This is a genomic window from Marinobacterium sp. BA1, from assembly GCF_041155135.1.
Lineage (GTDB): Bacteria > Pseudomonadota > Gammaproteobacteria > Pseudomonadales > Balneatricaceae > Marinobacterium > Marinobacterium iners.
Map to the genome: position 1 here is coordinate 96180 of NZ_BAAFHC010000001.1, position 13206 is coordinate 109385.

13 protein-coding genes are annotated in these 13206 nt (G+C 55.0%); 9 read left to right on the top strand and 4 right to left on the bottom strand.

Annotated features, from left to right (window positions below):
• Positions 1-3: 3 nt before the first annotated feature.
• The 4 genes from ACAM29_RS00510 to ACAM29_RS00525 all read right to left on the bottom strand — a co-directional run bounded on the left by ACAM29_RS00510 (position 4) and on the right by ACAM29_RS00525 (position 5482).
• The gene (locus ACAM29_RS00510; RefSeq protein WP_369622814.1) at positions 4-1692 is read right to left on the bottom strand and encodes an ABC transporter permease; all 1689 of its coding nucleotides are present in this window, start codon (positions 1690-1692) and stop codon (positions 4-6) included.
• 76 nt (positions 1693-1768) lie between these two features.
• Positions 1769-2794 carry a Fe(3+) ABC transporter substrate-binding protein gene (locus ACAM29_RS00515; RefSeq protein WP_091824621.1) on the bottom strand — a complete coding sequence of 342 codons (1026 nt, stop codon included), beginning with the start codon at positions 2792-2794 and terminating at the stop codon, positions 1769-1771.
• Between the two features lie 169 nt (positions 2795-2963).
• A complete protein-coding gene (locus ACAM29_RS00520; protein ID WP_091824624.1) occupies positions 2964-3683 on the bottom strand; it encodes a 16S rRNA (uracil(1498)-N(3))-methyltransferase in 720 nt (239 codons plus the stop codon).
• A gap of 65 nt (positions 3684-3748) precedes the next feature.
• On the bottom strand, positions 3749-5482 hold the full coding sequence (locus ACAM29_RS00525) for a sigma 54-interacting transcriptional regulator (RefSeq protein WP_369622815.1): 1734 nt from the start codon (positions 5480-5482) through the stop codon (positions 3749-3751).
• Positions 5483-5877: 395 nt separating this feature from the next.
• On the opposite strand from ACAM29_RS00525, the gene ACAM29_RS00530 reads away from it, so the two are divergent.
• The 9 genes from ACAM29_RS00530 to ACAM29_RS00570 all read left to right on the top strand — a co-directional run bounded on the left by ACAM29_RS00530 (position 5878) and on the right by ACAM29_RS00570 (position 13183).
• Positions 5878-6189 (top strand): phenol hydroxylase subunit, encoded by a 312-nt coding sequence (locus ACAM29_RS00530; RefSeq protein ID WP_091824630.1) that lies wholly within the window; start codon positions 5878-5880, stop codon positions 6187-6189.
• Between the two features lie 26 nt (positions 6190-6215).
• On the top strand, positions 6216-7199 hold the full coding sequence (locus ACAM29_RS00535; protein ID WP_369622816.1) for an aromatic/alkene monooxygenase hydroxylase subunit beta: 984 nt from the start codon (positions 6216-6218) through the stop codon (positions 7197-7199).
• A 17-nt stretch (positions 7200-7216) separates the two neighbouring features.
• On the top strand, positions 7217-7486 hold the full coding sequence (locus ACAM29_RS00540; RefSeq protein WP_091824635.1) for an MmoB/DmpM family protein: 270 nt from the start codon (positions 7217-7219) through the stop codon (positions 7484-7486).
• A 16-nt stretch (positions 7487-7502) separates the two neighbouring features.
• Complete coding sequence (locus ACAM29_RS00545) at positions 7503-9005, top strand: aromatic/alkene/methane monooxygenase hydroxylase/oxygenase subunit alpha (protein WP_369622817.1); 1503 nt, start codon at positions 7503-7505, stop codon at positions 9003-9005.
• Positions 9006-9080: 75 nt separating this feature from the next.
• Positions 9081-9443, top strand: coding sequence for a phenol hydroxylase subunit P4 (locus tag ACAM29_RS00550; RefSeq protein WP_206835480.1), 363 nt, complete (start codon positions 9081-9083; stop codon positions 9441-9443).
• Between the two features lie 10 nt (positions 9444-9453).
• Positions 9454-10515, top strand: a complete 1062-nt coding sequence (locus tag ACAM29_RS00555; protein WP_369622818.1) for an NADH:ubiquinone reductase (Na(+)-transporting) subunit F — start codon at positions 9454-9456, stop codon at positions 10513-10515.
• Positions 10516-10625: 110 nt separating this feature from the next.
• Positions 10626-10985 (top strand): 2Fe-2S iron-sulfur cluster binding domain-containing protein, encoded by a 360-nt coding sequence (locus ACAM29_RS00560; RefSeq protein WP_369622819.1) that lies wholly within the window; start codon positions 10626-10628, stop codon positions 10983-10985.
• Positions 10986-11004: 19 nt separating this feature from the next.
• The gene (locus ACAM29_RS00565) at positions 11005-11928 is read left to right on the top strand and encodes a catechol 2,3-dioxygenase (RefSeq protein WP_369622820.1); all 924 of its coding nucleotides are present in this window, start codon (positions 11005-11007) and stop codon (positions 11926-11928) included.
• Positions 11929-12130: 202 nt separating this feature from the next.
• On the top strand, positions 12131-13183 hold the full coding sequence (locus ACAM29_RS00570) for a zinc-dependent alcohol dehydrogenase family protein (protein WP_369622821.1): 1053 nt from the start codon (positions 12131-12133) through the stop codon (positions 13181-13183).
• Positions 13184-13206: the final 23 nt, after the last annotated feature.

Below are 13206 nucleotides of genomic sequence, written 5' to 3' on the forward strand. Positions count from 1 at the left end.
GGCCTACTTGCCCTGCCGGGTCGCCGTGATAGTGCGACTGAGCAGAATGACCGGCACAATTCCAACCAGCACAATCAGCATCGCAGACAGTGCACTGGTTTCCAGCATTTCATCTGACGCATACTGGTACACATAGGTTGCCAGCGTATCGTAATTGAACGGTCGCAGAATCAGAGTGGCCGGCAATTCCTTCATGGAGTCGACAAAAACTACCAGAACGGCCGTTAACAATCCGCCTCGGATCAGTGGCAGGTGGACGCGCCGGAGGGTTTGCAGTGGGTTAAGGCCGAGAGAGCGCGATGCCATGTCCATGCTGGGTGTAACTTTGGCCAGTGATGACTCCACGCTGCCGGTTGATACCGCCAGAAAGCGCACGGAATAGGCAAATACGATGGCGAAGGGTGTACCGCTCAGTAGCAGGCCCGTACCAAAGCCGAAGTGACGTTGCATGAACGCGTCGACGCTGTTGTCGAAAGCCGCCAGAGGAATAATGACACCGATCGCAAGAACTGCACCTGGCAAGGCATAGCCCAGGCTGCTGAAGCGAGCGGCCACTGTAAGCGAGCGTTGCTGCGGATAAAGTCGCTTACTGTAGGCCAGTACAACTGCTATCACGACTGTCAGTGCAGCAGCCAGAGCGGAAAGGGTAAAGCTGTGCACTGCATTGGCAATAAAGCCGGGCTCGGCGAACTGGTCCAGCCGCCGCAGTGCATAGCTTCCGAGCACGATAAAAGGAATTGCAAAACCGAGCACGACCGGCAGGGCGCAAGCCAGTGTCGCCATCAGTTGTCGTGCGGGGCTGAGGTGGAAGCGTTCAATTGAACGGAACCGGTCGGAGCCGCTGAACTGACGCTGACGGGCACGTGCAATGCGCTCAAGTGAAATCAGCAGTACTACAAACAGCATCATCAGGCTGGCAATCTGGGCGGCGGCTCCGAGGTTACCCATGTTCAGCCAGGCATCATAGATACCGGCAGACAGGCTTTTGACCGCGAAATAGTCAACCGTGCCAAAGTCGTTCAGGGTTTCCATGGATACCAGTGCAAGGCCCACAGCGATGGAGGGCCGGGCAATGGGCAGCGAGATGCGCAGAAAGCTTTGCAGCGGAGTGCAGCCAAAGATGCGGCTGGCATCCCGAATGCTCATCGACTGTTCAAGGAAGCTGGCGCGAGCCAGCAGATACACATAGGGGTAGAGGACCAGCGTTAGCATGGCGATGGCGCCGCCAAGGCTTCGAATATCGGGAAACCAGTAGTCGCGCGCAGTTTGCCAACCGAACAGCTCACGCAATGTGCTTTGTACCGGGCCTGCATATTCCAGCAGATCGGTGTAGAGGTATGCTATCACATACGCGGGCATGGCGAACGGAAGCAACAGGGCCCACTCAAACAGGCGCCGACCAGGGAAATGACACATGGTCACAAGCCAGGCGGTACTGACACCGATTACGACTGACAGGCTGCCGACACCGGCCAGCAACAGCAGGGTAGAGCGGATGTAAACCGGCAGTATGGTATCGACCAGATGGGGCCAGATGTTTTCGGTGGGAAAAAGCGCCAGCCACAGAACGGCCAGAACCGGCAGCATCACCAGCAGAGCGCTGCCCCAGGCAACGGAATACCAGCCGGGCATGTAGCGGCGCTGCTTGCGGGTATCAACCAGCGGGGCAGTTGCGGTAGCGGTTTCAGACATAGGACGGTGAACGCACAGAAACGGTAGCCGGGAAGACTACCGCTTCAGGTCGCAGCTGTCGATTGTCAGGCGCGAATCAGTTGTCAAAGCCGACCTTGTCAACCAGTCGTGATGCTGTTGCGCGGTGTTTGACTACATCACCCAGGTTGATGTCATCAGCCTTGAATTCACCCATGTGCTCCTTGAGCAGGGCAGACCACTCGATGCCGGGACGCACCGGGAACTCGTAGTTTACTTCCGCGTACATTTTCTGGGCCTGCTCGCTGGTCAGGAACTCGATCAGCTTGATGGCAGCTTCAGGGTTGGGCGCATGCTTGGCCAGCGCAGCACCGGAGATGCTCATGTGCGCACCGCGACCATCCTGGTTCGGGAACAGCAGATTGACCGACTTGGCCCACTCGATCTGCTCCGGCTCTTCCTGGTTGGTCAGCATCTTGCCATAGTAGTAGGTATTGCCCAGCGCAACATCGCACTGTCCTTCCATAACCGCCTTGACCTGGCCGCGGTCATTACCCTGTGGGCGGCGTGCCAGATTATCCTTCACGGCGCTGAGCCACTGCTCGGCCTGCTCTTCGCCCTTATGTTCAATGATTGATCCGATCAGGGACAGGTTGTAGGAGTGTTTGCCACTGCGGGTGCAGACACGGCCTTTCCATTTCGGATCGGCCAGGTCTTCATAGGTCTGGATCTCACCCGGCTCCACACGATCCTTTGATGTGTAGATGATGCGAGAGCGTGCCGTCAGACCAACCCAAAGATCATCCTTCGAGCGGTACTGAGCAGGTACGTTTTCTTCTACGGTGCTGCTATTGATCGGCGCAACCAGTTGACGCTCGACCGCATCGTGCAGTGGGCCGACATCCGAGGTCAGAATGACATCGGCCGGAGAGTTGGCACCCTCGTGCTCCAGTCGTTCCAGCAGGCCGCTTTTGGAGAAGATGACATTGGCCTTGATGCCGGTTTCGGCGGTGAACGCCTCCAGCAGAGGCTTGATCAGGAACTCTTGCCGATAGGAGTAGATGTTGACCTCATCGGCTGCCTGCGCAACGGCGCCAAAGGTAGAAAAGGCCAGACCAGCAAGAAGGGCGTGTTTCGCGTTCATGTACATCTCCATCGGTTGTGGCGCGAGCCATGTAGTCCGAATATCAAAAACTTAATGCGAATTATTATCACTGTTTGCGTTCAAGTCAATGCTAGTGCATCTGATTCTTGTTTCCGCTAGAGATTAAAATAGTATATAGATGTAAAGGGAGAGCATATATTGAGGCAGATCATACCGGCAGCGGAAACAGACGCGACAGTAGAACGGGGACAGCGGTTTCAACCCGTAAAATGCGTGGCCCCAGATGAATGGCTTGCAGGCCAGCCTGCTCCAGCTTTTCCACCTCATAAGCGATAAATCCGCCTTCAGGACCAATAGCCAGAGTGGTTGGTGTATCCATCGGAGCCGGGCAAGGTGCCGCGTTGTAGGGGTGAGCCACCAGTGCGCGGGTATTGTGGGCCAGTGTGGGCAATTCATCCTCCACAAAGGGTTTGAACCGCTTGCGAACCTCCACCCGGGGCAGGCGGGTGTCACCGGACTGCTCCAGCCCCAGCAGCAGGTGTTCATGCAGGCGTTCGGGGTGCAGCAGGGGGGTGGACCAGTAGCTTTTATCGACACGGTAGGAGTTGATCAGCCACAGCTCCTTGACCCCCAAAGTAGCGATCGTCTCGATGCAGCGCTTGAGCATTTTCGGTCTTGGCAGGGCCATTACAAGTCGCAGAGGCAGTACAGGAGGCGGAGCCTGATTCAGTCTCACCTCGAGTTCCGCACTGTGCTGATCCAGGTGGATCAGTGTTCCCTGCCCGATCAAGCCATTGAGAACTCCCACCCGGAAATGTTCACCAACCTGTCCACGGTGAACCTCCTGCAAGTGGCGCAAGCGGCGGCCGTCGAGGCGGACTCGGTGCGGGCCGATAAAGTCTGAGGTATACAGCAGAATCAGGTTCACGGTAGTTTCATCATGCAGGCTGAAAACCGGCGATCATAGCATCCCTGCCGGACCGGGGTCAGTGTTCAATCACTGTCCAGTTTTTTCAATCGATAGGCCAGCTGCGGCCGAGTCATCCCCAGCAGACGAGCCGCCTTTGAAACGTTGCCCTCAACGCGGTCCATCGCGGTTCGGATCAGTTGCTCTTCCATTGCTTCAAGGCTGAACTCTTCGCTCAATAATTGATCACACAGCAGGTCCTGCGGCAGCATGCCGCTGTCTGATTGCAGTGGCTGGCGGTCCAGCGGCAGGCGCTCGGCCCCCAGAGTTCCATTGCGCTTGATACTGTTAAGCGGATGAGTCGGCTCCGATAACGAGGGGAAAAACGCATCCAGATCGATGGTGTGGTTGTTATCGGTCAGAATTACACCGCGTTCGATCATGTTTTCCAGCTCGCGGATATTACCGGGCCACTTGTAGTTCATCAGGGCCTGCATTGCCAGATCGGATACACCCAGCGTGCGCTTGTTGTACAGGGTGTGATACTTCTCGAGAAAATGCTCAATCAACAGTGGAATATCCTCTGTGCGGTCTCGCAATGGTGGAATATGCACCGGATACACATTGAGCCGATAGAACAGGTCAGGGCGGAATTTGCCGTTGCGAACCGCCTCTTCAAGATCTTCGTTGGCAGCAGCCACCACACGCACATCGATGCGGCGGGTACGGGTATCGCCCACACGCTCCATTTCGCTTTCCTGCAGCACGCGTAACAGACTGGCCTGGGCGCGCGGTGATAGCTCGATCACTTCATCCAGGAAGATTGTGCCGCCGTGAGCGCGCTCGAACTTGCCTTCGCGGGACTGAACCGCACCGGTAAAGGCTCCCTTCTCAACCCCGAACAGCTCAGCTTCAATCAGGTCCGGCGGAATACAGGCGCAGTTGACTGCCACAAATGCCTTGTCGGCACGGTCTGAGCTGAGGTGCAGGCCGCGGGCGACAATCTCCTTGCCAACGCCGGTTTCGCCCTGCAGCAGTACCGTGACGCGACTGGAGGAGGCGCGGCGAATCAGCTGACACACATTCTTGAACGCGCCTGAGCGTCCCACCGAGTTGAACAGCAGGTCTTCACTCTGGTCAGAGCTGCGGAAGTTGTCGCGCAGATCACTTAGCTGGCTCTGCAATGAAAACAGCTCTTCGGCGATGGGGTCAGGCAACAGGTAGCGCTCCAGCTCGGCTTGGTCATCCCACTGCTCGACCGGCTTACCGACAATATGGCAGTGATCATGTCCCATGCCGGCGCATTGGGTTTCCTTGAAAATCACCTGTTGGCCCATGAAATAGGTCGTATAGCCGCTGGCATAGCCGATCAATGTCCAGCAGATAGGCTCCTCTGCAGGGCCAAAATCGTGCAGGTGCACATCGGCCTCATATGAGTCGAACCAGTCGAATTCTCCATGGAAAATGCCGTTATCCATGTCGATATTGAGCGCAACGGGTTTAACGTTAACCATCCCTTTGATGCAATGCAGCTGGGGGCCAACGAAGAAGGCATCCTCTTTTGACATGTCTGGCCTGACCTTGGCTACCAGTTCGGCATCTTTCCAGCCGGAGTGGTAGCCGAAACGCATCAAGAAGCCCTTGGCACGGTTGATGCCCAAAGTGTCAATCAGCTCTTTGCGCAGCAGACCCATTACACTGGAATGGATCATCAGCATGCGCTGTTCATTCAGCCAGATCTTGCCTTTGTCGCTTTCAAAGCGGATCTGTGACAGTAGGTCTCCGCTGCCGGGAAACTCTAGTTCTTGTGTAGTTGCCATAGTTGTTTTTATACCGGCTTGGTGTGAGCGATGTTCTGTGAGCGGGCCTGCAGCCCTTTTTCATTGTTGAAAGATTTCATGCGGATTTGAAAGAGAAAGTGCAAAACATACGACTAAAGTATCATTCGGTGTTCTTATCAAAATCAACGCGTATTTGATCATCTCATCAAAAAAATTCCTGAAATTTTATGAAATGAGCATTTTTTCAAGCGTGACTATTCATCCATGCAACGCACTGTTGCGATATTGTTTACATCGAATTGGGTGTTTTTATCTTATTTAAATCAATAGCTTGGTAGTTTATTGGGTGTCGTGTTTCAGCCGTTTTTTCCAATCTGGCACAGCTGTTGCTCTCTTCATTAACGAATGCATACGCCGATGAGCTGAGGACAACAATGACAAAACTCACACTGCACTCACGAAATGATGATCTGCCAAAGCGCTCGGATTTTGATCGCCTGACCAAATTCATTCGGGTGCGAAGCCAGCCCGGGGCTCGTTTCGTCGAGTTCGATTTTGCCATTGGTGACCCCTCCCTGTTTGTCGAGCTGGTGATGCCAAAAGGCGCGTTCGACGAATTTTGTGCCGCCAACGATGTTGTCCACATGACCGAAGATCAGATCCGTGAAGTCGATTCCGAAATGGAAAAATGGCGTTATGGAGAAGATACGCTCATGTCACACAACCACGATCGTGATTCCGAATAACAACAACTGCAGCTGGGAAGAGTTCCATGACCATTGAAATCAAAACAGCCACGCTGGAACCGGTTCGCAATACCTATGCCAACGTAGAGCGCCGCTTCGGCGACAAGCCGGCTACCCGCTATCAGGAAGCAACCTACGACCTTCAGTCTGAAACTAATTTTCATTACCGCCCACTGTGGCAGCCGGACCTTGAGCTGAATGATACTCGCCGTACCGCCATCCAGATGGCTGACTGGTACGCCCTCAAGGATCCGCGACAGTTCTACTACGGCACTTACGTGCAGCAGCGCGCCAAAATGCAGGAAAACGCCGAGAGCAACTACGCGTTCTTTGAAAAGCGCGATCTTGCCCGCCATCTGAGCGAAGAACGCCAGGCCGAGGTAATCCGCTACCTAGTGCCGCTGCGTCACCTGGAGCACACCGCCAACCTGAACAACATGTATGGAGCGGCTTACGGTTACGGTACCGCGATCACTCAGGCGTTGCTGTTTGATGGCATGGATCGGCTTGGCATTGCACAGTATCTCTCGCGTATCGGTTTGATACTGGACGGCAACAGCGGCGATGCACTGGCCGAGGCAAAACAGCAATGGATGGAAGCCGACATCTGGCAAGGGCTGCGTGCGTTGTGTGAAGAGATGCTGGTAACCGAAGACTGGTTTGAAGTGAGTGTCGCTCAGAACCTTGTTGTGGACACCCTGGTGTATGACCTTGTCTACGCCCAGTTTGATCAGTACCTGGCAGACAACGGTGCTCAGGATGTCGCCATGCTCACCGAGTTCATGCAGCTCTGGTACAAGGACACGACACGCTGGGTAGATGCCGTAATGAAAACGACAGCGGCTGAGTCCGAAGAAAACAAGGCGCTGCTGGCGCAGTGGATCGAGAAGTGGCGTGGCAAGGCTGCAGAAGCCCTGGCACCGCTTGCATCCGCCATGCTGAATGACGAAGCGCTGGCACAGTCGCTGGCAGAACTGGATAAGCGGGTCGCGAAGGCCGGCATCAAATAACAACAAGGAAATGCCCCATGTCCAAAGTATATATCGCGCTGCAGGATAACGATGAATCTCGCTACATCGTCGAGGCTATCGAGGAAGACAATCCTGAAGCGACCGTGATTCACATGCCGGCCATGATTCGCATTGAAGCCGAAAACTATCTCGCGGTGAAACGTGAAACCGTGGAAGAAAAAATGGGACGTGACTGGGACGTGCAGGAGCTGCACCTGAACCTGATCACGATCGGTGGCAACGTCGACGAAGACGACGATCAGATCACCCTGACCTGGAACTCATAACAAGAAGGTAACCCCGATGGCAGCCAAGAAACTCAACATCAAAGACAAATATCGCCTGCTGACCCGTGATCTGGATTGGGACTTTTCCTATCAGGATCGTAAAGATGCATTTCCGTTCGAAGAGTTCGAAGGGATCAAGATTACCGACTGGTCCAAATGGGAAGACCCGTTTCGCCTGACCATGGATTCCTACTGGAAGTATCAGGCTGAAAAAGAGAAAAAGCTGTACGCCATTTTTGATGCGTTTTCTCAGAACAACGGCCAGCTCAATATCTCCGATCCGCGTTATGTCAACGCACTGAAAATCTTCCTGACCGGTGTTTCGCCGCTTGAGTATCAGGCGTTCCAGGGCTTTGCTCACACCGGTCGCCAGTTTGGCGGCGTTGGCGCTCGCGTCGCCTGCCAGATGCAGTCCATCGATGAACTGCGTCACGTCCAGACTCAGGTTCACGCCATGAGTCACTACAACAAGTTCTTTGACGGTCTGCAGGACTGGTCGCACATGCACGACCGCGTGTGGTACCTGTCTGTTCCCAAATCGTTCTTCAACGATGCGCGTGCAGCGGGTCCGTTCGAGTTCATGGTGGCAATCGGCTTCAGCTTCGAATACGTGCTGACCAACCTGCTGTTTGTACCCTTCATGTCCGGCGCAGCCTACAACGGTGATATGGCCACCGTAACCTTCGGCTTCTCGGCCCAGTCCGACGAAGCGCGCCACATGACCCTTGGGCTTGAGGTGATCAAGTTCCTGCTGGAGCAGCATGAAGACAACGTGCCGATCGTACAGAAATGGATCGATAAGTGGTTCTGGCGCGGCACCCGTCTGCTTACCATCGTGGCGATGATGATGGACTACATGCTGCCCAACAAGGTGATGAGCTGGAAAGAAGCCTGGGAAGTGTACTTTGAAGAGGCCGGTGGCGCTTTGTTCAAGGACTTGGCTCGCTACGGCATCCGCATGCCGAAGTATGCCGATACCATCGAGAAGGAAAAGGAACACGTTTCGCATCAGGCTTGGTGGACCTTCTATACCCATGGTCATGCGGCCGGCTTCCACACCTGGATCCCGACCGATGAAGAGCTGGACTGGTTGAGCGAGAAGTACCCCGATACGTTCGACAAATACTACCGTCCGCGCTGGGAGCTGGCGAAAGAGATGGAAGCCCGCGGTGAGCGTTTCTATACCAAGGCTCTGCCTCAGCTGTGTACTACTTGTCAGATCCCGATGCTGTTTACCGAGATGGATGATCCGAGCCAGACCTGCTATCGCGATTCGGTCTACAACGGTGATCGTTACCACTTCTGCTCGGATGGCTGTAAGGACATCTTCGATGATGAACCGGAGAAGTTTGTGCAGTCCTGGCTGCCGGTGCACCAGATCTTCCAGGGCAACTGTGGTGGTCCGGGTGTTGAAGACATCCTGCGTGACTACTACCAGATGAACGTCGGCGTCGACAACATGGACATCAAGGGCTCTCCGGACGAAGAGCGCTGGAAGAAGTGGAAGGGCGTTGCCTGAAGTCACTGAGAGGCGCGCTGCACACGCAGCCGCTTCTCAAGTCGGTGTATCTACACGAGTTTGAGGATAACAATAATGCCAGTACATGCCATCACACCCGACTATAAGGGTGATGTTAAAGACCGTGTTGAAAATTTCCACGGCAATCAGATCGTCTATGTAGGCTGGGACCATCATCTGATGTTCTGTGCCGCCTTTGCCTACCCGCTGCCGCCGGAAACGCCGTTCCGTGCGCTGCGTGATGAGGTAATGCCTGAGGGTTTTTCACTGCACCCGGAGTGGTCCAAAATCGACTGGTCCAAAGCCACCTGGCTGCTCGATGGCCAGCCGTTTGAGCCGCAGCTGGATGTGTCCCTCAAGGATCAGGGTATTGGCCACAAGTCCCTGTTGCGCTTCCAAACCCCTGATCTCAAGGGTTACAAGGGCGCGGGCGTTTGAGGAGAGCGTTATGAGTTATGAAGTCAGGGTCGAACCGACCGGTGATGTGATCGAGGTCGACGATGGGCAGACCATTCTGGATGCTGCCCTGCGTCAGGGGGTCTGGCTGCCGTTTGCCTGTGGTCATGGAACCTGTGCCACCTGCAAGGTGCAGGTACTTGAAGGTGATGCCGATCTGGGCAACGCCTCACCCTTCGCGCTGATGGATATGGAGCGTGAAGAGGGCAAGATTCTGGTTTGCTGTGCCACACCAGAGAGTGATCTGGTGATCGAAGCCGACATCGACGTCGACCCCGATTTTCTGGGCTACCCGGTACAGGACTACGTCGGCACCGTCACCGACATCGTCGATCTGTCGCCCACCATCAAGGGCATCACCTTTGAACTGGACAGTGCGATGGAATTTCAGGCGGGGCAGTACATCAACCTGAAAATTCCGGGCGTTGAGGGTACGCGAGCCTTTTCGATTGCCAACAAGCCCAGTGATGACCGCCATGTCGAACTGCATATTCGTCGGGTTCAGGGTGGCGCCGGCACCACCTGGCTGCATGAGCAACTGCAGGTGGGTGATACACTGGATATTTCCGGTCCCTACGGTCAGTTCTTTGTCCGCAAGTCAGATGATCAGGACGTGATCTTTATCGCGGGTGGTTCCGGTCTTTCTAGTCCGCAATCGATGATTCTGGATCTGCTGGAAGCGGGCGACAATCGCCAGATCTATCTGTTCCAGGGCGCGCGTAACGTCAGTGAGTTGTACAACCGTGAGATGTTCGAAGCGCTCGACCGTGAGCACGACAACTTCCACTACATTCCGGCTTTGAATGAACCTCTTGACGAGGATCAATGGCAAGGCTTCAAGGGTTTTGTGCATGAAGCGGCCATCGACCGGTTTGATAACCGCTTCAGCGGTCACAAGGCTTACCTTTGCGGGCCGCCGCCAATGATCGATGCTGCCATCACTGCGCTGATGCAGGGGCGCCTGTTCGAGCGGGACATCCACATGGAGCGCTTTGTGACGGCTGCAGACGGTGCTGATGAGCAGACCCGTTCAGCGCTGTTTAAACGAATCTGATCCCGAATCAGGGATGGTTTCACCCGCTTTCGGGATTTCATGTTTCCATCTGAGGCGGTGGAAACCCCGGCCTCGAGGCGGGATTATCAGACATCACGTGAGGTCTGAATATGAATAACAACTATAACGCATCGACTCCGGAAACACCGCAGCGCCACCGTATCGAGCTGACGGATGAGGAGACCAGCTTTAACGCCAGTTCGGAGTTGAGCCTGCTGGTCGCCATGGAACGGGCAGGGCAGGCGCTGATACCGGTTGGTTGTCGTGGCGGCGGGTGTGGCAAATGCCGCATCCGGATTTTAAAGGGTGAGTATTTCAGTAAACGCATGAGCAGAGCCTGGGTTTCCCCCGAACAGGAAGCTGAGGGCACTGTGCTGGCCTGCAGGGTCTATGCCCGCAGTAATCTGATAATCGAACCTGATCCGCCCGAAGTCGCCACCAGCTGTGGTAAGGCAGATCGAGCAAGCTAACAACTATAAGGAAACGGCTATGAAAAAAGGTGTAATGCGTCCCGGTCATATCCAGTTGCGCGTTCTGGATATGGATGAAGCTCTGAAGCACTACGTTGACCTGATGGGCATGATCGAAGTTGATCGTGACACTCAGGGGCGTGTCTACCTCAAGGGCTGGACCGAAGTGGATAAATTCTCTCTGGTACTGCGTGAGGCGGATCAACCAGGGATGGATTTTGTCGGTTTCAAATGTCTTGATGAAGCCACCATTGATCGTCTCAGTGCCGAGCTGCAGGCGGCGGGTGTTGCCACCGAAGAGATCGCAGCCGGTGACCTGAAGGACTGCGGCCGTCGCATCGCCTTCACAGTGCCGACTGGGCATCGCTTCGAGCTGTTTGCCACCAAGGAGCAAACCGGCAAGTGGGGCGTGGGCAACCGCAACCCGGAAGCCTGGCCGCGCGATCTGAAAGGCATGAAAGCGACTCGCTTTGACCACTGTCTGTTGTACGGGCCGGACGTGCCTGCTACCGTCAAGCTGCTCACTGATGTACTGGGTATGGACCTGGCCGAACAGGTTGTCGATCCTGAAGGCAAACAGCTGGCCGGCTTCATGACCGCAAGCATGAAAGCACACGACGTAGCGTTCATTGAGCATCCCGAACCTGCCAAGCTGCACCATGCATCCTTCTTCCTGGAAACCTGGAACGATGTGTTGAAAGCAGCGGATCTGATCTCCATGACCGATACTTCCATTGATATTGGTCCGACCCGTCACGGCCTGACCCATGGCCAGACCATCTACTTCTTTGACCCGTCAGGCAACCGCAACGAAGTATTTGCCGGTGGAGACTACCATTACCCGGACCACGAACCGGTGACCTGGGATGCCGAACAACTGGGCAAGGCGATCTTCTACCATGACCGTCAGCTCAACGAGCGTTTCCTGACCGTTTTGACCTGATCCTCTGCTCTAGCTGTATCAAGCCCGCTCCGGTTCGTTCCGCAGCGGGCTTTTACGTACAGGGCGTACGGTATGCTGCGGGTGCATGGATGCACAGGAGCATCGATGACGTGAAGGTACACAGTGATGCTGGCAGATTTCCACATATTCGCTATGCTGATTTGACCGAGACATCTTTCATCTTTGCTCAATGGAGACAGCAATGACACAGGACAGCATGAAAGCGGTGGTCTATCACGGCCCGAGTAAAAAGTCTTTGGACACCGTACCGATGCCCAAGGTGCAGAAACCCACCGATGCGGTGGTCAGAATCGTCAAAACCACCATCTGTGGTACCGACCTGCACATTCTCAAAGGCGATGTGCCTGCCGTGACCGAAGGCCGAATTCTGGGCCATGAAGGCGTGGGGATTATTGAGTCGGTTGGCGATGCCGTCAGCAACTTCAAACCGGGTGATCGAGTACTGATCTCATGCATTACCTCCTGCGGCAAGTGTGAATACTGCAAGCAACAGATGTATTCCCACTGCGAGGATGGCGGCTGGATTCTGGGCCACCTGATTGATGGCACTCAGGCCGAGTATGTCCGCATTCCTCATGCTGACAACAGTCTCTACCCGATCCCCGAAGGCGCGGATGAAGAGGCGCTGGTAATGCTCAGTGATATCCTGCCCACCGGTCACGAGATCGGTGTGCTCTACGGCGCGGTCAAACCCGGTGATACGGTTGCGATTGTGGGTGCAGGCCCTGTGGGGATGGGCGCACTGCTGACGGCGCAGTTCTATTCCCCCGCCAAGATCATCATGGTGGACCTGGACGATGGCCGGCTGGAGATGGCCAAAACCTTTGGCGCCACTGACCTTATTAACAGCGGCAGTGGCGATACGGTTGCACAGATCATGGCGCATACCAAAGATGGGGTGGATGTAGCGATTGAAGCGGTGGGCATTCCACACACTTTCGATATCTGCCAGCAGGTCGTGCGTCCGGGCGGGCATATTGCGAACGTGGGTGTACACGGCACCAAAGTGGACCTGCAGATTCAGGACCTGTGGATCAAAAACATCACCCTCACCACCGGCTTGGTAAATACCAACACCACTCCCATGTTGTTGAAAACCGTTACCTCGGGCAAATTGCAGCCGGAGCGATTAATCAGCCACCGCTTCAGCTTCGACGACTTCATGGGCGCCTATGAAGTGTTCGGCAACGCCTCGCGTGAAAATGCGATGAAGGTGATCATTAATAACGACTAACTATCCTTTTCGATGATTTGAGA

Bases quoted from the DNA above. Each gene is read 5' to 3' on its own strand.
- ACAM29_RS00510 (WP_369622814.1), bottom strand. From the start codon at position 1,692: ATGTCTGAAACCGCTACCGCAACTGCCCCGCTGGTTGATACCCGCAAG.
- ACAM29_RS00515 (WP_091824621.1), bottom strand. From the start codon at position 2,794: ATGAACGCGAAACACGCCCTTCTTGCTGGTCTGGCCTTTTCTACCTTT.
- ACAM29_RS00525 (WP_369622815.1), bottom strand. From the start codon at position 5,482: ATGGCAACTACACAAGAACTAGAGTTTCCCGGCAGCGGAGACCTACTG.
- ACAM29_RS00530 (WP_091824630.1), top strand. From the start codon at position 5,878: ATGACAAAACTCACACTGCACTCACGAAATGATGATCTGCCAAAGCGC.
- ACAM29_RS00535 (WP_369622816.1), top strand. From the start codon at position 6,216: ATGACCATTGAAATCAAAACAGCCACGCTGGAACCGGTTCGCAATACC.
- ACAM29_RS00540 (WP_091824635.1), top strand. From the start codon at position 7,217: ATGTCCAAAGTATATATCGCGCTGCAGGATAACGATGAATCTCGCTAC.
- ACAM29_RS00545 (WP_369622817.1), top strand. From the start codon at position 7,503: ATGGCAGCCAAGAAACTCAACATCAAAGACAAATATCGCCTGCTGACC.
- ACAM29_RS00550 (WP_206835480.1), top strand. From the start codon at position 9,081: ATGCCAGTACATGCCATCACACCCGACTATAAGGGTGATGTTAAAGAC.
- ACAM29_RS00555 (WP_369622818.1), top strand. From the start codon at position 9,454: ATGAGTTATGAAGTCAGGGTCGAACCGACCGGTGATGTGATCGAGGTC.
- ACAM29_RS00560 (WP_369622819.1), top strand. From the start codon at position 10,626: ATGAATAACAACTATAACGCATCGACTCCGGAAACACCGCAGCGCCAC.
- ACAM29_RS00565 (WP_369622820.1), top strand. From the start codon at position 11,005: ATGAAAAAAGGTGTAATGCGTCCCGGTCATATCCAGTTGCGCGTTCTG.
- ACAM29_RS00570 (WP_369622821.1), top strand. From the start codon at position 12,131: ATGACACAGGACAGCATGAAAGCGGTGGTCTATCACGGCCCGAGTAAA.